This window comes from Pseudomonas sp. Leaf58, assembly GCF_003627215.1.
Taxonomy (GTDB): Bacteria; Pseudomonadota; Gammaproteobacteria; order Pseudomonadales; family Pseudomonadaceae; genus Aquipseudomonas.
Window position 1 is genome coordinate 4,778,300 of sequence record NZ_CP032677.1, and the last position, 18,200, is coordinate 4,796,499.

Genomic DNA, 18,200 nt, shown 5'->3' on the forward strand with positions numbered 1-18,200 from the left:
CGCACCCCGCCATTTTTACCTATACTCGGCCTTACAATACCCACCACGATTCCTGACCGGATCTCTCCATGCCCCCACGTCGGCACATCGCCTGGATAGCCTGCCTTGCAGTGCTGTTCAACCTGCTGGCCATGCCGCTGTCCTCTGCCGCGCCCAAGGGCCCGGCCGAGCAGCTGCTGTGGGGGGCTTTCTGCTCCAGCATGGCCAACAAGGCCAAGGTCGACGTCCAGGCCCTGGCCAAGATCGACCTCGGCCCGCACAGCGACGACAGCGCCAGCATGATGAATTGCTGGTGCTGCTCGGGTGCCGCGCCGCTGCTAGCCCTGCCTGGCTACCCGCCACAGCTGCACAACCCGCCGACACTGCTCGCCGGGCTGCTGCCGCCACCCGCCGACTACCAACCCACGCCGCGCCAACTTTGGCCTGCGCTCAACCCCCGTGCCTCTCCGCTGGCCTGAGTTCATCGCGCTGTCTGCCTGAACCTGAACAGAAACGGAGATTCACCATGCTCAAGCACGCCCTCGTCATGGCCGCCCTGCTGCTGCCTGGCGCCTTTGCCAATGCCCACGAATACACTGTGGGTGACCTGCACATCGCCCACCCCTGGTCGCTGCAGTTGCCCCCCAACGCCCCCAACGTCGCTGCGTATTTCGTCGTGCACAACAACGGCAAAGCCGACGACCGCCTGCTGAGCGTCGAAAGCCCCATCAGCGATGACGCACAGCTGCACGAGCATGCCATGAGCACCAGCGGTGCCATGAAAATGCAGCAGGTGCCCAATGTGGTGGTACCTGCCGGCAAGGACGTGATGTTCGCCCCCGGCGCCTACCACGTGATGCTGATGCAGCCCAAGGACCGCAGCCTGCTCAGCGACGGCAAGCGCTTTCCGTTGACCCTGCACTTCGAAAAGGCCGGCGACATCACCGTCGAAGTGGCCGTGCAGAAGCAGGCGCCGACGGACCAGCCGCAAGCTCACGAACACGCGCACTGACCACCTGATCCCAGGCACTCGCCATGAGCCTGCCGCGCAACAGCAACCGCCCTACCACCCGCCCTGACCGCAGGCGCGCCGGTGGCGGATGGCTGAGCCTGTTCGCCATGTGGATGATCTTCATCGGCCCGCTGATTTCCCAGTCGATGCCGATGGAGCACCACACCGGCATGAGCATGCCGATGGACATGCCGATGGTGGCAGCCCATCAGCATGGCGACGACACCCATCACGCCCAGGCTGGCGATGGCCAGTTGCATGTGATGTGGGAAAAGTGCGGTTACTGCAGCCTGTTGTTCAATTGCCCGGCCCTGCCCCAGGCCCTCAGCCCGCTCAGCGCCGGCAGCCTCGTCCCCACCACCCACCTCTTTACGGCCACGCGCCAGGGCCATGCCCGGCAGGCTGTATTCCCCGGCGCGCGCAGCCGCGCCCCACCTTCCTCGCTCAACGTCTGAACCCACATTTTTGCGCACGGAGCCAGGAGGCTTCGCGCTGACTCATGACTGATCGACTGGAATCACTATGTCCGGCTGCACCCCTGTTTTTGCCCTGTCCCTGCGTGGGACCATTGCCGCCGTGTGCGGCTCACTGCTGGCACCCGTGGCCCTGGCCGCCGACCCTGGCCATGAAGGCCATACGCACGACGCCCCCGAGCTGAGCCCGACGGTGATTACCGCCGTGGCCCCGAGCTCGCCGCTGACCGTGGTCACCAACCCGAAAGAGCCGCGCCAGCCGGTGCCGGCCAGCGACGGCGCCGACTACCTGAAGACCATCCCTGGCTTTTCGGCCATCCGCGCCGGCGGCACCAACGGCGACCCGGTACTGCGCGGCATGTTCGGCTCGCGCCTGAACATCCTCACCAATGGCGGCCTGATGCTGGGCGCCTGCCCCAACCGCATGGACGCCCCCACCTCCTACATTTCGCCGGAGACCTACGACCGCCTGACCGTGATCAAAGGCCCGCAAAGCGTGATCTGGGGCCCGGGCGGCTCGGCAGGCACCATCCTCTTCGACCGCGAGCCGGAGAAGTTCGGCCCCCTCGGCAGCCGGGTCAACGCCAGCCTGCTGGCCGGCTCCAACGGCCGTTTCGACAAGGTGCTGGACGCCGCCGCCGGCAACAGCCAGGCCTACGCCCGCTTCGTCGGCAACCAGTCGCGTTCGGATGACTACCACGACGGCAACGACGACACCGTGCCGTCGCGCTGGGACAAATGGAACGGCGATGTTGCCCTCGGCTGGACCCCCGACCAGGACACCTTGCTCGAGCTCACCGCCGGCAAGGGCGATGGCGAAGCCCGCTATGCCGGGCGCGGCATGGACGGTTCGCAGTTCAAACGTGAAAGCCTGGGGCTGCGCTTTGAAAAGTCCAACCTGGGCGAGGTGCTCGACAAGGTCGAGGCGCAGGTCTACTACAACTATGCCGACCACGTGATGGACAACTACAGCCTGCGCACGCCCTCGGGCAGCGGCATGATGGGCATGCCCATGGTCAGCAATGTCGACCGCCGCACGCTCGGCGCACGCATCAAGGCCACCTGGCGCTGGGCCGACGTGCAATTGATCAGCGGCATCGACGCGCAGACCAACGAACATCGCAAGCGCGGCGGCATGGGCGTGGATGCGCACAAGGGCCAGGCCTGGACCAAGGACGCCGACTTCCACAACTACGGCGCCTTCGGCGAGTTGACCTGGTACGTCAGTGGTGAGGATCGGTTGATTACCGGCGCCCGCCTGGACCGTGCCTCGGCCCGCGACTTCCGTCAGGGCAGTGCTACCGAAGGCGATACCCGCGCCGACACCTTGCCCAGCGGCTTCATCCGCTACGAGCACGACCTGGCCGCCGTGCCGGCCACTACCTACATCGGCCTCGGCCATGCCCAGCGCTTCCCTGACTACTGGGAGCTGTTCTCGCCCAAGCTGGCACCACCCGGCGCAGCCAACGCCTTCGACGGTATCAAGCCAGAGAAGACCACCCAGCTCGACTTCGGCATCCAGTACCGCGACGAGCGCCTGGAAGCCTGGGCCTCGGGTTATGTAGGGCAGATCCGTGACTACATCCTGTTCGACTACCGCACCGGCATGATGGGCATGAGCACTTCGCAGGCACAGAACATCGACGCGCGCATCATGGGCGGCGAACTGGGCGCGGCCTACTTGCTGACTGATAACTGGAAGGCCGACGCCACGCTGGCCTACGCTTGGGGCAAGAACAGCAGTGATGGCAAAGCGCTACCTCAAATGCCGCCCCTGGAGAGCCGCCTGGGCCTGACCTACAGCCGCGATGTATGGAGCGCCGGCGCGCTATGGCGACTGGTGGCGGCACAGAACCGCATTGCCGAGAACCAGGGCAACGTGGTTGGCAAGGACTACGACAAGAGCGCCGGTTTCGGCGTGTTCTCGCTCAATGGCGCCTACAAGGTGAACAACAACCTCAAGCTCAGCGCGGGGGTCGACAACCTGTTCGACAAAAACTACGCCGAGCACTTGAACCTGGCCGGGAACGCCGGGTTTGGCTACCCGGCTGCCGATCCACAGCCGGTCAACGAGCCAGGCAGGACCTTCTGGACTAAGGTCGACTTCAGCTTCTGACAACAACAACGGGCGCGGCCTGAGCCGCGCCCATCAGCTGGTCAAACAGGAGGTTCCCATGAGAGGAACACGCATCAATTTCTACAACCTGGCCTGGCGTTGGCACTTCTATGCGGGGCTGTTCGTGGCCCCGTTCATGATCCTGCTGGCAATCACCGGGATCATCTACCTGTTCAAGCCGCAGCTTGACCCGCTGCTGTACCGCGAGCTGATGGTGGTCGAAGCCGGCCACCATCGACAGGGCGCCGATACGCTGCTGGCCGAAGTACGCCAGGCCTATCCCAAAGGCCACGTCGGCCAGTACCTGCCGCCGCTGAACGCCGAGCGCAGCGCGCAATTCGTGGTGCAGGACGGCGGGCGCGAACTGAACGTGTTCGTCGACCCCTACAGCGGCAAGCTCCTCGGCGCGCAGGACGCCAAGCAGAACTTGCAGGCCATCGCCCGCGCCCTGCATGGCGAACTGATGGTCGGCACGGTCGGTGACCGCCTGGTAGAGCTGGCTGCGGGTTGGGGCATCGTGCTGGTGGTGTCAGGCCTGTACCTGTGGTGGCCGCGCGGGCGCAACGGCGCTGGCGTGCTGTGGCCACGGCTGTCGACGCGCGGCCGGCTGTTCTGGCGCGACCTGCATGCAGTAACCGGCTTTTGGGGCTCGGCGTTGCTGTTGCTGATGCTAATCAGCGGCATGACCTGGACCGGCCTGTGGGGCAAACAATACGCCGACCTGTGGAACCGCTTTCCGGCGGCCATGTGGAACGACGTCCCCAAGTCGGACCAGCAGGCAGGTGAGCTCAACAGCGCGCACCGCCAGACCGTGCCCTGGGCAATGGAAAATACGCCGATGCCGCAATCCGGCGCACACGCCGAACACGCCGGGCACCACATGATGTCGAACACGCCCGCAGCGCCGCAGGTCAGCGTGCAACAGGTCGAAGACATCGCCAACGCACGCCAGGTCGAGCCGGGCTACAGCATCACCTTACCGAGCACGGCTGACGGCGTGTTCACCATCGCCGTGTTCGCCGACGACCCGCGCAACGACGCCACCCTGCATGTCGACCAGTACACCGGCAAGGTGCTGGCCGACGTGCGCTGGCAGGACTACAGCCCGGTCGCCCGCGCCACCGAGCTGGGCGTGATGCTGCATGAAGGCAAGATGTTCGGGGCGTTCAACCAGGTCATCATCCTGCTGGTGTGCCTGATGATCCTGCTGGGTTCGGTGAGCGGCCTGGTGATGTGGTGGAAGCGTCGGCCGGCCGGTGGGCTGGGCGTACCGCCACTGCGCCATGACCTGCCGCGTTGGAAGACGGCGGTTGGGGTGATGCTGGTGCTGGGGGTGATGTTCCCGCTGGTGGGGGTGTCGATGGTGGTGATGTGGGCCGTCGATAGCCTGGTAATACGGCGCGGCCGGGTGCTGGCCAGCGCTTGATCGTTGACCGGTCCTGGCCGCTTCGCGGGTAAACCCGCTGCTACAGGTTCTGCGCCCAGCCTGAGGGCAGCGCAGCCCCTGTAGGAGCGGGTTTACCCGTGAAGAGGCCGGCACAGGCGAAATGCTGCTAGCCAAAAGTCGAGTCGATCTGTCGCACGCCGATCTGGAACGTGCGTGTTAGCCTTGCCGGTTACCTCTGACAAGACGCCCGACCTTACAAGGGAATGCAGCCTATGACGCAAACCTCAACCACACCGCCAGATGAGCAGCATCTGCAACGCAACCTGAGCAACCGCCACATCCAATTGATCGCCATCGGTGGCGCCATCGGTACCGGCCTGTTCATGGGCTCGGGCAAAACCATCAGCCTCGCCGGGCCGTCGATCATCTTCGTCTACATGATCATCGGCTTCATGCTGTTCTTCGTCATGCGCGCGATGGGCGAACTGCTGCTGTCGAACCTCAATTACAAGTCGTTCATCGACTTTTCAGCTGACCTGCTCGGGCCCTGGGCCGGCTACTTCACCGGCTGGACCTACTGGTTTTGCTGGGTGGTCACCGGCATCGCCGATGTGGTCGCCATCGCCGCCTACACGCAGTTCTGGTTCCCCGACCTGCCGCAATGGATACCCGCGCTCACCTGCGTGGGGCTATTGCTATCGCTGAACCTGGTGACCGTGAAGATGTTCGGTGAAATGGAGTTCTGGTTCGCCCTGGTCAAGATCGTCGCCATTCTCGGCCTGGTCGCCACCGGGCTGTACATGGTCATCAGCGGCTTTACTTCGCCCAGCGGGCGCACCGCGCAGTTGGCAAACTTGTGGAGCGACGGCGGCATGTTCCCCAACGGGCTGATGGGTTTCTTCGCCGGTTTCCAGATCGCCGTGTTCGCCTTTGTCGGCATCGAGTTGGTGGGCACCACCGCCGCCGAAGCGAAAAACCCCGAGCGCACCCTGCCGCGGGCGATCAACTCGATCCCGATCCGCATCATCATGTTCTATGTATTGGCGTTGATCGCCATCATGGCGGTGACCCCATGGCGCGACGTGGTGCCAGGCAAAAGCCCGTTCGTTGAGCTGTTCGTGCTGGCTGGCCTGCCGGCAGCGGCGAGCGTCATCAACTTCGTGGTGCTGACCTCGGCAGCCTCGTCGGCCAATGGCGGCGTGTTCTCCACCAGCCGCATGCTCTACGGCCTGTCACAGGAAGGCGACGCACCCAGGGCGTTCGAAAAACTGTCGAGTCGCTCGGTACCGGCCAACGGGCTGTACTTCTCCTGCACCTGCCTGCTGCTGGGGGCAGTGATGATCTACCTGATACCCAACGTGATCGAGGCATTCACCCTGATCACCACCGTTTCGGCGGTGTTGTTCATGTTCGTCTGGACGCTGATCCTGCTGTCGTACCTGCAATACCGCAAGCACCGTGCGGCGCTGCATCAAGCATCGAAGTACAAGATGCCGGGCGGGCGCTTCATGTGCTACGTGTGCCTGGTGTTCTTTGCCTTCATCCTGGTGTTGCTGAGCCTGGAAGACGATACCCGCGCAGCGTTGCTGGTGACACCGATCTGGTTCGTGCTGCTGGCGGTGACCTACCAGTTCGTGCGTAGCAAGCGCCAGCCGCGCACGGCTGTGCGTAACGGCTGATGGCCTCGGGGGCTGCGTTGCAGCCCCAATCCTGTGCACACCCATCCACCAGGCACCAACCTGGATCCAAGCAACGCCCCACCACCTCGCACAACCCCTCTATTACAGGCCTCAAACCACTAGGCACACCCCTTGCAACGCCCCTCCCCGCTTGCCCAACACCATAAAAAACTCAGCGGAGAGAGCACATGAAGCGTCGCAGTCTGATCAAGGCCTTTACCCTCAGCGCATCGATCGCCGCAATGGGCCTGAGCTGGAGCATCCAGGCCGCCGAGACCATCAAGGTCGGCATCCTGCATTCGCTGTCGGGGACCATGGCCATTTCCGAGACCTCCCTCAAGGACATGGCGCTGATGACCATCGAGCAGATCAACGCCAAGGGCGGCGTGAACGGCAAGCTGCTCGAACCCGTGGTGGTGGACCCTGCCTCCAACTGGCCGCTGTTCGCCGAAAAAAGCCGCCAGCTGCTGACCCAGGACAAGGTCGCCGTGGTGTTCGGCTGCTGGACCTCGGTGTCACGCAAGTCGGTGCTGCCGGTGTTCGAAGAGCTCAATGGGCTGCTGTTCTACCCGGTGCAGTACGAGGGTGAAGAGATGTCGCCGAATGTGTTCTACACCGGCGCCGCCCCCAACCAGCAGGCCATCCCTGCGGTGGAATATGTGATGAGCGAAGACGGCGGCAACGCCAAACGCTTCTTCCTGCTGGGCACCGACTACGTCTACCCGCGCACCACCAACAAGATCCTGCGCGCCTTCCTGCACAGCAAGGGCGTGGCCGACAAGGACATCGAAGAGGTGTACACGCCGTTCGGCCACGCCGATTACCAAACCATCGTCGCCAACATCAAGAAGTTCTCCGCCGGCGGTAAGACCGCAGTCATCTCCACCGTCAACGGTGACTCCAACGTGCCGTTCTACAAGGAACTGGCCAACCAAGGGCTGAAAGCCACCGACGTGCCAGTGGTGGCGTTTTCGGTAGGTGAAGAAGAGCTGCGTGGCATCGACACCCAGCCGCTGGTGGGCCACCTGGCCGCGTGGAATTACTTTGAATCGGTGGATAACCCGGTGAACCAGAAGTTCGTCGCCGACTGGAAGGCCTACGCCAAGGCCAAGGGCCTGCCGGGCGCCGACAAGGCGGTGACCAATGACCCGATGGAAGCCACCTACGTGGGTATCCACATGTGGGCGCAGGCGGTGGAGAAAGCCAAGTCCACTGACGTTGACAAGGTCCGTGAGGCGCTGGCCGGGCAAAGCTTCAAGGCACCGTCGGGCTTCACCCTGACCATGGACAAGACCAACCACCACCTGCACAAGCCGGTGATGATCGGCGAAATCCAGGATGACGGGCAGTTCAGCGTGGTGTGGGAAACCGAACAACCGCTGCGGGCGCAGCCATGGAGCCCGTTCATTCCGGGCAACGACAAGCGCCCGGACTATGCAGTGAAAGGTAACTGAGTGCACTGGGGCTGCTTTGCAGCCCATTCGCGGGCACGCCCGCTCCCACAGGGACCATACAGTGTTCAAGACCAGCACAAAGCCTGTGGGAGCGGGCATGCCCGCGAAGAATCCACCGCCGATTTCCAGGATTACTCGCATGCTCAGACTCCTGCTCTCCCTCCTGCTCCTGCTGCCCCTGGCAACCCAGGCCAGCGAGGGCGATTTCTTCCTCACCGCCAAGCCCGCCGAGCAAGCCCGCCTGCTCGAAGGCTGGGCGGCGCAACCCGATGCCGCGCGCCTGCCGCTGCTGGACAACCTGCGCCAAGGCCGCATCGCCGCCGACGACAGCCGCAAGGTGCGCCTGAACAACCGCCTGCGCGGCCTGATCGACAATGCCTTGGCCAGCCACCAGCTGCTCAGCGACAACCGCGACACCCGCCTGGCCGCTGCCCAGCAGCTACAAAAAACCGCACAACCCGCACAAATGGCCTTCCTCGACGGGCGCTTCGCCAGCGAGCCGGACGCCGCCGTGCATGCCGCCCTGGGCCTGGCCCTGGCCAACCTGCAACTGGGCGCCAGCGAGCCGGCAGTACGCCTGGCCGCTGTGCGCCTGCTGGGTGAAACCGGGGATCCATTGGCCCGCACCCGCCTCGAAGCGCTGCTGCAACCCGACGCCGAAACCAACCCCGGCGTGCGCACCGCCGCCGAAACCAGCCTGGCCCAGGTCAAGCGCAAACTGCTGGTCGGCGAACTGCTCGGCCAGGCCTTCAGCGGTTTGTCGCTGGGTTCGATCCTGCTGCTGGCGGCGCTCGGCCTGGCGATCACTTTCGGCCTGCTCGGGGTGATCAACATGGCCCACGGCGAAATGCTAATGCTTGGCGCCTATAGCACCTACATGGTCCAGGTGCTGCTGCAGCGCTACGCCCCGGGCGCCATCGAGTTCTACCCATTGATCGCCCTGCCGGTGGCCTTCGCCGTCAGTGCCGGGGTCGGCATGGCGCTGGAGCGCACGGTGATCCGCCACCTGTATGGCCGCCCACTGGAAACCCTGCTGGCCACCTGGGGCATCAGCCTGATCCTGATCCAGGCCATCCGCCTGCTGTTTGGTGCGCAGAACGTCGAAGTCAGCAACCCGGCGTGGCTTTCCGGCGGCATCCAGCTGCTACCCAACCTGGTGCTACCGTATAACCGCCTGGTCATCATCGGCTTCGCCCTGGCGGTGGTGCTGCTCACCTGGCTGCTGCTCAACCGCACGCGGCTGGGCCTGAACGTGCGCGCGGTCACGCAAAACCGCAACATGGCCGCCTGCTGCGGCGTGTCCACCGGGCGCGTCGACATGCTCGCCTTCGGCCTGGGCTCAGGCATCGCCGGGCTTGGCGGCGTGGCCCTGAGCCAGGTCGGCAACGTCGGCCCGGACTTGGGCCAGAGCTACATCATCGACTCGTTCCTGGTGGTAGTGCTGGGTGGCGTTGGTCAGCTGGCCGGCAGCCTCTGGGCGGCGTTCGGCCTGGGCATCGCCAACAAGCTGCTGGAGCCGCAGATCGGCGCCGTGCTCGGCAAGATCCTCATCCTTGCGTTGATCATTCTGTTCATCCAGAAACGCCCGCAAGGCCTGTTCGCCCTCAAGGGACGGGTAATCGACTGATGAACCAGCCACTGCTTGTCACTGCCACGCAAAAGGCCGGGCCGCGCCTGTCGCTGGCCATCGGCACCGTCGTCATCCTGCTGCTGCTGGCCCTGCCGCTGTTGTCGCTGCTGCCAGCGGACCACGCTTTGCAAGTCTCGGCCTACACCCTGACGCTGGTCGGCAAAATCCTCTGTTACGCCATCGTCGCCCTGGCTCTGGACTTGGTCTGGGGCTACGCCGGGCTACTGTCGCTGGGGCACGGCCTGTTCTTTGCCCTCGGCGGCTATGCCATGGGCATGTACCTGATGCGCCAGGCGGCCGGTGACGGCCTGCCGGGGTTCATGACCTTCCTGTCGTGGACCGAGCTGCCCTGGTACTGGGCCGGGACCCAGCATTTCGCCTGGGCTTTGTGCCTGGTGGTGCTGGCGCCGGGGCTGCTGGCGCTGGTGTTCGGCTGGTTCGCCTTCCGTTCGCGGATCAAGGGCGTGTACTTTTCGATCATGACCCAGGCCCTGACCTTCGCCGGCATGCTGTTGTTCTTCCGTAACGAAACCGGCTTTGGCGGCAACAACGGGTTTACCAACTTCCGCACCATCCTTGGCTTCGACATTACCGCGCAAGGCACCCGGGCGGTGCTGTTCCTGCTGACGGTAGGCCTGCTGCTGGCCAGCCTGTACCTGTGCTGGCGGCTAACCCGCAGCAAGTTCGGCCGCCTGCTCACCGCCGTGCGCGACGCCGAGAACCGCCTGATGTTCTGCGGCTACGACCCGCGCGGCTTCAAGCTGCTGGTGTGGGTGCTCAGCGCCGTGTTGTGCGGCCTGGCCGGCGCGCTGTACGTGCCGCAAGTAGGCATCATCAACCCCAGCGAAATGTCGCCGACCAACTCCATTGAAGCCGCCGTGTGGGTAGCCCTGGGCGGGCGCGGCACGCTGATCGGCCCGCTGCTCGGCGCTGGCCTGGTCAATGGCATGAAAAGCTGGTTCACCGTGGCCTTTCCGGAGTTCTGGCTGTTCTTCCTCGGCGCGCTGTTCATCCTTGTCACCCTGTACCTGCCCAAGGGCGTGGTCGGCCTGTTGAAGAAAAGGAGCCAGCCATGAGAGGCGTGCCCCCGGTACACCCGGAATTCATGCTGGAACCGGTGTTCGACAACCTCGGCGCTGGCCGCGACGCCATTGGCCTGGGCCACAGCCGCAAGGCTGGGCTGGATACCCGCCACGGCACGGTGTTGAGCCTGGAGGACATCAACGTCAGCTTCGATGGTTTCAAAGCGCTCAACGCATTGAACCTGTACATCGGCGTAGGCGAATTGCGCTGCATCATCGGCCCCAACGGCGCCGGCAAGACCACGATGATGGACGTGATCACCGGCAAGACCCGCCCCGACAGCGGCACGGCCTATTTCGGCGACACCCTCGACCTGACCCGCATGAGCGAATACCAGATCGCCCAGGCCGGCATTGGCCGCAAGTTCCAGAAGCCCACGGTGTTCGAGGCACTGACGGTGTTCGAGAACCTGGAGCTGGCGCTGAAGACCGACAAGTCGGTGTGGGCCAGCCTGGCGGCGCATTTGAGTGGTGAGCAGCGCCAGCGCATCGAGGACGTGCTGACCACCTTGCGCCTGCTGCCCCTGGCCCAGCGCCCGGCCGGGCTGCTGTCGCACGGGCAGAAGCAGTTTCTGGAGATCGGCATGCTGTTGGTGCAGGAGCCGCAATTGCTGTTGCTGGATGAGCCAGTGGCGGGCATGACCGATGCCGAGACCGAGTTTACCGCCGAGCTGTTCAAGGGCCTGGCCGGCACGCATTCGCTGATGGTGGTGGAGCATGACATGGGCTTTGTCGGCAGCATTGCCGACCATGTGACCGTGCTGCACCAGGGCAGCGTGCTGGCGGAAGGGTCGCTGGAGCAAGTGCAGGCGGATGAGCGGGTGGTCGAGGTTTATCTGGGCCGCTAGACATGGAGACCTGGGCGGGCCTCTTCGCGGGTAAACCCGCTCCTACATCGACCGCGTAATGCCACGGGCGGCGCTTTCCTTTGTAGGAGCGGGTTTACCCGCGAAAAGGCCGGCACAGGCAGCGCAAAACCTTCAGGAACACCAACATGCTCAAGATCGACACCCTGCACCAGTACTACGGCGGCAGTCATATCCTTCGGGGCCTGTCCTTCGAAGCCAAGGTCGGCGAGGTCACCTGCCTGCTCGGGCGCAACGGCGTGGGCAAGACCACCCTGCTGCGCTGCCTGATGGGCCTGGTACCGGCCCGCGACGGTAGCATCGAATGGGAAGGCAAGCCGATCACCGCCTTCAAGCCCCAGCAACGGGTCCACGCTGGCATTGCCTACGTCCCCCAGGGCCGCGAAATCTTCCCGCGCCTCACCGTCGAGGAAAACCTGCTGATGGGTCTGTCACGCTTCCCCGCCCGTGAAGCCCGCGAAGTGCCGGCCTTCATCTACGAGCTGTTCCCGGTGCTGGAGCAGATGAAACAACGCCGCGGCGGTGACCTGTCCGGCGGCCAGCAGCAACAACTGGCCATCGGCCGCGCCCTGGCCAGCCGCCCGCGCCTGCTGATCCTCGACGAACCGACCGAAGGCATCCAGCCCTCGGTGATCAAGGAAATCGGCGCAGTCATCCGCCGCCTGGCCGAGCGTGGCGACATGGCGATCCTGCTGGTGGAGCAGTTCTACGACTTTGCCGAAGCGCTGGCCGACCAGTACCTGGTCATGGCCCGTGGCGAGATCATTCAGCGCGGCCGTGGCGAAAACATGCAGGCCGAAGGTGTACGCGGCTTGGTAACCATTTAATCTGCAGGCAATGCCCCTGCGAGACGCTGTCATGAGTTACCAAATCCGCGACGCCCTGCCCAGCGATGTGCCGGGGATCCTCGACATCTACAACGACGCCGTGCGCAACACCACGGCCATCTGGAACGAAACCCCGGTGGACCTGGCCAACCGCCAGGCCTGGTTCGCCGCGCGAGCGCAGCAGGGCTATCCGATTTTGGTGGCGGTGGATGACAGCGGTGTGCTGGGCTACGCCTCGTTTGGCGACTGGCGGCCGTTCGAGGGCTTTCGCCATACCGTTGAGCATTCGGTGTATGTCCGTGGCGACCAGCGTGGCAAAGGCCTGGGGCCGCTGCTGCTGACGGCGCTGATCGAGCGGGCGCGTGGTTGCGGCAAACATGTGATGGTCGCGGCCATCGAACGCGGTAATGCCGCGTCGGTTCGCCTGCATGAGCGCTTGGGCTTCGTGGTGACCGGGCAGATGCCGCAGGTTGGGATGAAGTTTGGCCGCTGGCTGGATTTGACCTTCATGCAGCTGGTGCTGAACCCGGGTGCTGAGCCAGCCTGAGTCCGATGTTGCCTGTGCTGGCCTCTTCGCGGGTAACCCCGCTCCCACAGGGATCGCACATTTCCCCGGATCTGTGCAGTACCTGTGGGAGCGGGTTTACCCGCGAAGAGGTCGGGCCTGCCAACCTCACAGCTGGATAAACCTGCCCAGCCGTTGCCTCAGCATGCTGTTCTCGCTGCGCAACTGCTGCACTTCCTCCAGCAACTCCAGCGCCAAGGCCACCCCTTCCCACTCCAGTTCCAGTTCCTGATGCAGCTTCGCCGCCCGTCTGGTCAGCAACGGCGCCTGATCGTCGAACAACCACTCCTCCGGCGTTCGCCCGGAGGGTTCGACAATGCCGTGCTCGACGATTTCGATCACGCAGTCAGCCGTAACATCGGCTTCCTGACACAGGGTACGCATGTCCAGTTGAACGATCAGGGTGCTGCTCATGATCACTTACTCCATTGTGTCCTCGGATTGAACGCAGCCTTCTCGGAAAGCTTGGTCCACAGTTCGCGGGCAGACTCATCGGATGCGGGTGGCATGACCACTTTCAGCTGCGCGTAAAGGTTGCCGCGCTCGCCGCTCTTGGTGGCCAGGCCCTTGCCCGGTATGCGCAGGCGCTGGCCGCTCTGGCTGTCGGGGCGGATGGTAAGGTTGATCTTGCCGTCTAGGGTCGGGACCGCCACCTTGGCGCCCAATGCAGCCTCCCACGGCGCCAGCGGCACGGTGATGATCAGGTCATGACCTTCGACATCGAACAGCGGGTGCGGTGCCATGCGGATGGTCAGGAACAGGTCGCCGTTGGCCCCGCCACCGCTGCCTGGGGCGCCCTGGCCCTTGAGGCGGATGCGCTCGCCGTCAGTCACCCCGGCCGGAATCTTCACGTTCAGGGTCTTGGTGGTGAAGCCGGTGCGCTGGCCTGCTGCATTGGTTTGCGGCACCTGGAAGCTGATCTGCTTGGACTCCTTGTTCAGGGTCTCTTCAAGGAATACCGCCAGTTCAAGCTCCACGTCCTGCCCCCGCCTGCCGGCACTGCGTTGTTGCTGCCGAGCGCCACCGAAGGGGCTGCCACCCCGGGCACCGAAAATCGAGCTGAAGAAGTCGGAGAAGTCACCGCCCTCGAAACCGCCACCGCCACCCCGGTTTTCCCAACCCGGCGGCGCCTGGAACGGCCGCCCGTGCTGGCCGCCATATTTGCGGATTTCGTCGAATTCGGCACGTTTCTGCGCATCGCCCAGTACTTCATAGGCCTCGTTGGCCTCTTTGAATTTGTCCTCGGCGTCACGCTCCTTGCTGACATCGGGGTGATACTTGCGCGCCAGCTTGCGGTACGCGGCCTTGATCGCCTTGTCGTCCGCCGTGGGCTCTACGCCAAGTATCTTGTAATAGTCTTTGAAGTCCATCGTTGGATCACCAATGTGAAAGTGCGTGTTGCAACTGAAGATAGGGGTCAAGCATAGCCTTTCAAGACCGCCTTGGGTTTGCGCCATGGCAGACGACTGGTCTTGATTCTGTAGCCAACTGGCATACACTGCGCGGCCGTTTTGCCTCCGGAAGCTTTTTCCCCATGTCCGACGTATCCCCGGCCCGCGCCCTGGGCATCGACTTTGGCACCTCCAACTCCACGGTCGGCTGGCACCGCCCAGGCGTGGAATCGTTGATTGCCTTGGAAGACGGCAAGATCACCTTGCCCTCGGTGGTGTTCTTCAATATCGAAGAGCGGCGCCCGGTGTATGGCCGCCTGGCACTGCACGAGTACTTGGAAGGCTACGAAGGCCGCCTGATGCGCTCGCTGAAAAGCCTGCTGGGCTCCAAGCTGATCAAGCACGACACCAGCGTGCTGGGCAGCGCCCTGCCGTTCAAGGACCTGCTAGGCATGTTCATCGGCGAGCTGAAAAAGCGCGCCGAGGCCGCTGCCGGCCGCGAATTCGAGCAGGTGGTGCTGGGCCGCCCGGTGTTCTTCGTCGACGAAGACCCGGCCGCCGACCAGGAAGCCGAGGACACCCTGGCCGAGGTGGCGCGCAAGATCGGCTTCAAGGACGTGTCGTTCCAGTACGAGCCGATTGCCGCAGCGTTCGACTACGAGTCGAGCATCAGCCGCGAAGAGCTGGTGCTGATCGTCGATATCGGCGGTGGTACCTCGGACTTTACCCTGATCCGCCTGTCACCCGAGCGCCACTTGATCGCCGAACGCCAGAGCGACATCCTCGCCACCGGCGGCGTGCACATCGGCGGTACCGACTTCGACAAGCAGCTGAGCCTGCAGGGTGTGATGCCGCTGTTCGGCTATGGCAGCCGCATGAAGAGTGGCGCGCTGATGCCCACCAGCTACCACCTCAACCTGGCCACCTGGCACACCATCAACGCCCTGTACTCGCAGAAGTCGCAGCTGGCCCTAGGCAGCATGCGCTACGACATCGAGGACAGCTTCGGCATCGACCGCCTGTTCAAACTGATCGAGCAACGTGCCGGGCACTGGCTGGCGATGGAGGTGGAGGCCAGCAAGATCGAGCTGACCGAACACGACAGCCGCCGTATCGACCTGCGCCGGGTCGAGCCTGAGTTGACGGCGGACCTAACCCGCGTGCTGTTTGAGGAGGCGATCGAAAGCCTGCTAGAGCGCGTACGCGGTAGCGTGACCGAACTGCTGGCCAAGGCTGGCGTCAGCGAAGGCCAGGTCGACACGGTGTTTTTCACTGGCGGGTCCAGCGGCATACCGGCGCTGCGCAACAGCGTGGCGGCAATGCTGCCGAATGCGCGGCATGTGGAAGGCAACATCTTTGGCAGCATTGGTAGCGGGCTGGCCATTGAGGCGCGCAAGCGTTACGGCGCTGCCTGATCTATTTTGGGGCTGCTTTGCAGCCCCAGCAATCTCTCAGACCAGCTCCGCCCGCTTCAGCTCACTCTTCAGGTAGGCGTAATAGATCGGCCCCGCCACTACCCCAGGCAAGCCGAACGCCGCCTCGAACACCAGCATCGCCAGTAGCAATTCCCACGCCTTGGCACTGATCTGCCCACCGACGATCCGCGCGTTGAGGAAGTACTCGACCTTGTGGATAACAATCAAGTAACCCAGCGCCGCGGCCGCCACCCAGACCGACAGCGACAGGCCAACAATGGTGATCAGGGTATTCGACATCAGGTTGCCGATCACCGGCAGCAGGCCCAGCAAGAAGGTCAGCACGATCAGCGTCTTGGTCAGCGGCAGGTGCACGCCGAACATCGGCAGCACCACCGCCAGGAAGATGCCAGTGAAGGTGGTGTTGAGCAGCGAAATCTTGATCTGTGCAAAGACGATGTTGCGAAACGCCTTCACCAGCAGGCTCAGGCGCTCGAACAGCGCCGCCGCCAGCGGCTTGCGCCGGGAAATATCGGGAATGCGCTGCAAGGCGACGATGGCGCCAAGAATCATGCCGATCAGCAGGGTGACGAACATGTGCGCCATGCCCTTGCCCACCAACTGCAGGTCGCTAAGGTGGCTCTTGATCCAGTCGCCGATGGCCACCTTGAATTCCGCCGCACTGGCCGGCAGGTAGCCCTCGATGAACGGTGGTAGCTGGCCGCGGGCACGCTCCACCAGGGCCATGAACTTGTCCAGCGAGGCCCCAGGGTTTTCTGCCTCGTGCAGCAAGAAGCTGAAGGCACCGGCAATCAGCAGGGTCAGGGTGCTGACCACCAGTGTGCCGAGCAAGGCTACGGCCAGCCAACGGGCACGTTGCCCGGCAATCAGCGGCTGCAAACGTGGGGTAAGCATGTTGACCAGCTCGAACACCAGCAGGCCGGCTAGCAGGCTTGGCAGCAATTTCAGGGGCAGCGCCAGCAACAGGCCGGCAAACACGATGATCCAGCTGGCCAGGGTGACCTGGCGAGGGGTGAAGGTCATACAGCCTCAGCGGCAGACAACAGGAAAGACCCGCAGTCTGCCAGCCTTACGCCTGCAGGCATAGGCGCAGGTCATTTCTTCTTCAGGCAGTCGCTCATGAACGCTTTGCGCTCATCCCCCTTCAAGGCTTTGGTGGTGGCGTCGACGTTGCAGGTTTTCATCTTCTCTTGCTGAGTTTGTGGCATCTCCTTCTTCAGGCAGGTACTCATGAACGCTTTGCGCTCATCGCCCTTGAGGGCTTTGGTGGTGGCGTCGGCATTGCAGGTTTTCATCTTTTCCTGCTGCGCGGTATTGGCAGCGAAGCCTTGGGCACTGAACAACACCGCCAACACCAGTAGGGGGATTTGCAGCACTTTCATGGAGTGGTCTCCTTGGCTCCGCGCTCGATGCACGGGGGTCGAAATGAGTGTAGCCAAGAATTGCTAGCGCCCTGGCCGCGCCTGCCGGCGATATTGCTCGGGGGTGCACTGCGCCTGGCGCTGGAACATGGCGATGAAAGCCGATGCGCTGCTGTAGCCCAGGTCGAAAGCGATGGCCTGGATCGGCAAGCCGGCTTCCAGCGCTTCGATGGCACGCAAAAAGCGCAGACGCAGGCGCCATTCACCAAAGCTGATGCCCAGTTCCCGCAAGAACTGGCGGGCCAAGGTGCGCTCGCTGACATGCACCAGGGCGGCCCAGTCGGCCAGCGGGCGGTTGTCGCCGGGCTCGGCGCCAAGGGCGTCGAGCACTTGGCGCAGGCCATCGCTGTGGGCAAAGGGCAAGTAGCAGGCCTGGGTGGGCGCCAGCAGTAACTGGTCGAGCAGTACCTGCACCAGGCGCTGGTCGCGCTCAGTCTCGGCCCTGCGCAGTTCGCGCCGGGCGAAGTCGGCGAGGATGGCCTTGAGGATGTCGCTGATCATCAGGCTGCACGCTTGCTGCGGCAGCGCGGCGCACAGGCTGCGCTCCAGGTAGACCGAACGGTAGACGATGGCCTGTGGGTTGTAGCAGCCATGCTCGGTATCGGGCGGCACCCACACGGCGTAGTGCGGCGGCGACAAGAAGCGCTGGCCCGCCACTTCCAGCTGCATCACGCCGTGGGCGGTGTAGTTGAGCTGCCCCCAATCGTGGCGATGCAGGGCACTGTGGGTGTCGGCACCGAACTCGTCGTGGCGAAAGTACACCGGGGCCGGGAGTTGGCTGAACTGTGGGATGTCGAGGTATTTGCGCTGCATGCTGACTGTTTTTCGGGGCGGGTTGTCTGGATAGAAGTATAGGCACATGGACAGACAGTTGATAATGGC

18 protein-coding genes are annotated in these 18,200 nt (G+C 63.9%); 13 read left to right on the plus strand and 5 right to left on the minus strand.

The window, feature by feature from the left end; genetic code table 11:
* The first annotated feature begins 68 nt into the window (after positions 1-68).
* The 12 genes from DV532_RS22240 to DV532_RS22295 all read left to right on the plus strand — a co-directional run bounded on the left by DV532_RS22240 (position 69) and on the right by DV532_RS22295 (position 13,052).
* On the plus strand, positions 69-458 hold the full coding sequence (locus tag DV532_RS22240) for a DUF2946 domain-containing protein (protein ID WP_056794791.1): 390 nt from the start codon (positions 69-71) through the stop codon (positions 456-458).
* A gap of 47 nt (positions 459-505) precedes the next feature.
* Positions 506-991 (plus strand): copper chaperone PCu(A)C, encoded by a 486-nt coding sequence (locus DV532_RS22245; protein ID WP_056794788.1) that lies wholly within the window; start codon positions 506-508, stop codon positions 989-991.
* Between the two features lie 23 nt (positions 992-1,014).
* Entirely contained in the window at positions 1,015-1,446 is a 432-nt protein-coding gene (locus DV532_RS22250) for a DUF2946 domain-containing protein (RefSeq protein ID WP_056794784.1), read from the plus strand.
* Between the two features lie 67 nt (positions 1,447-1,513).
* The gene (locus DV532_RS22255) at positions 1,514-3,580 is read left to right on the plus strand and encodes a TonB-dependent copper receptor (RefSeq protein WP_056794779.1); all 2,067 of its coding nucleotides are present in this window, start codon (positions 1,514-1,516) and stop codon (positions 3,578-3,580) included.
* A 58-nt stretch (positions 3,581-3,638) separates the two neighbouring features.
* Positions 3,639-5,006: a PepSY domain-containing protein gene (locus DV532_RS22260; RefSeq protein ID WP_056794777.1), complete on the plus strand. Its 1,368-nt coding sequence runs from the start codon at positions 3,639-3,641 to the stop codon at positions 5,004-5,006.
* 233 nt (positions 5,007-5,239) lie between these two features.
* Positions 5,240-6,646, plus strand: coding sequence for a D-serine/D-alanine/glycine transporter (cycA, locus tag DV532_RS22265; protein ID WP_056794774.1), 1,407 nt, complete (start codon positions 5,240-5,242; stop codon positions 6,644-6,646).
* Between the two features lie 188 nt (positions 6,647-6,834).
* Positions 6,835-8,100 (plus strand): urea ABC transporter substrate-binding protein, encoded by a 1,266-nt coding sequence (gene urtA / locus DV532_RS22270; protein WP_056794771.1) that lies wholly within the window; start codon positions 6,835-6,837, stop codon positions 8,098-8,100.
* A 97-nt stretch (positions 8,101-8,197) separates the two neighbouring features.
* Entirely contained in the window at positions 8,198-9,727 is a 1,530-nt protein-coding gene (urtB, locus tag DV532_RS22275; protein ID WP_372339978.1) for an urea ABC transporter permease subunit UrtB, read from the plus strand.
* The gene (gene urtC, locus DV532_RS22280) at positions 9,727-10,806 is read left to right on the plus strand and encodes an urea ABC transporter permease subunit UrtC (RefSeq protein ID WP_056794765.1); all 1,080 of its coding nucleotides are present in this window, start codon (positions 9,727-9,729) and stop codon (positions 10,804-10,806) included. The genes urtB and urtC overlap by 1 nt, the downstream gene beginning before the upstream one ends.
* The gene (gene urtD, locus DV532_RS22285) at positions 10,803-11,660 is read left to right on the plus strand and encodes an urea ABC transporter ATP-binding protein UrtD (protein WP_056794763.1); all 858 of its coding nucleotides are present in this window, start codon (positions 10,803-10,805) and stop codon (positions 11,658-11,660) included. The genes urtC and urtD overlap by 4 nt, the downstream gene beginning before the upstream one ends.
* Positions 11,661-11,806: 146 nt before the next feature.
* Complete coding sequence (urtE, locus tag DV532_RS22290) at positions 11,807-12,505, plus strand: urea ABC transporter ATP-binding subunit UrtE (protein WP_056794759.1); 699 nt, start codon at positions 11,807-11,809, stop codon at positions 12,503-12,505.
* Positions 12,506-12,536: 31 nt separating this feature from the next.
* On the plus strand, positions 12,537-13,052 hold the full coding sequence (locus tag DV532_RS22295) for a GNAT family N-acetyltransferase (RefSeq protein WP_056794757.1): 516 nt from the start codon (positions 12,537-12,539) through the stop codon (positions 13,050-13,052).
* A gap of 126 nt (positions 13,053-13,178) precedes the next feature.
* Here the strand turns inward: DV532_RS22295 and DV532_RS22300 are convergent, their stop codons facing one another.
* Together DV532_RS22300 and cbpA are read right to left on the minus strand one after the other, a co-directional pair.
* The gene (locus DV532_RS22300; protein ID WP_056794755.1) at positions 13,179-13,484 is read right to left on the minus strand and encodes a chaperone modulator CbpM; all 306 of its coding nucleotides are present in this window, start codon (positions 13,482-13,484) and stop codon (positions 13,179-13,181) included.
* 2 nt (positions 13,485-13,486) lie between these two features.
* Positions 13,487-14,440, minus strand: coding sequence for a curved DNA-binding protein (cbpA, locus tag DV532_RS22305; RefSeq protein WP_056794752.1), 954 nt, complete (start codon positions 14,438-14,440; stop codon positions 13,487-13,489).
* A gap of 164 nt (positions 14,441-14,604) precedes the next feature.
* On the opposite strand from cbpA, the gene DV532_RS22310 reads away from it, so the two are divergent.
* Positions 14,605-15,876, plus strand: a complete 1,272-nt coding sequence (locus DV532_RS22310) for an Hsp70 family protein (protein ID WP_056794750.1) — start codon at positions 14,605-14,607, stop codon at positions 15,874-15,876.
* A 36-nt stretch (positions 15,877-15,912) separates the two neighbouring features.
* On the opposite strand, the gene DV532_RS22315 is transcribed toward DV532_RS22310, so the two are convergent.
* From DV532_RS22315 to DV532_RS22325, 3 genes are all read right to left on the minus strand, one after another.
* Positions 15,913-16,920, minus strand: a complete 1,008-nt coding sequence (locus DV532_RS22315) for an AI-2E family transporter (RefSeq protein ID WP_056794747.1) — start codon at positions 16,918-16,920, stop codon at positions 15,913-15,915.
* Between the two features lie 71 nt (positions 16,921-16,991).
* The gene (locus tag DV532_RS22320; protein WP_056794745.1) at positions 16,992-17,279 is read right to left on the minus strand and encodes a PsiF family protein; all 288 of its coding nucleotides are present in this window, start codon (positions 17,277-17,279) and stop codon (positions 16,992-16,994) included.
* Positions 17,280-17,342: 63 nt separating this feature from the next.
* A complete protein-coding gene (locus tag DV532_RS22325; RefSeq protein ID WP_056794742.1) occupies positions 17,343-18,131 on the minus strand; it encodes a helix-turn-helix transcriptional regulator in 789 nt (262 codons plus the stop codon).
* Positions 18,132-18,200 lie beyond the last annotated feature (69 nt).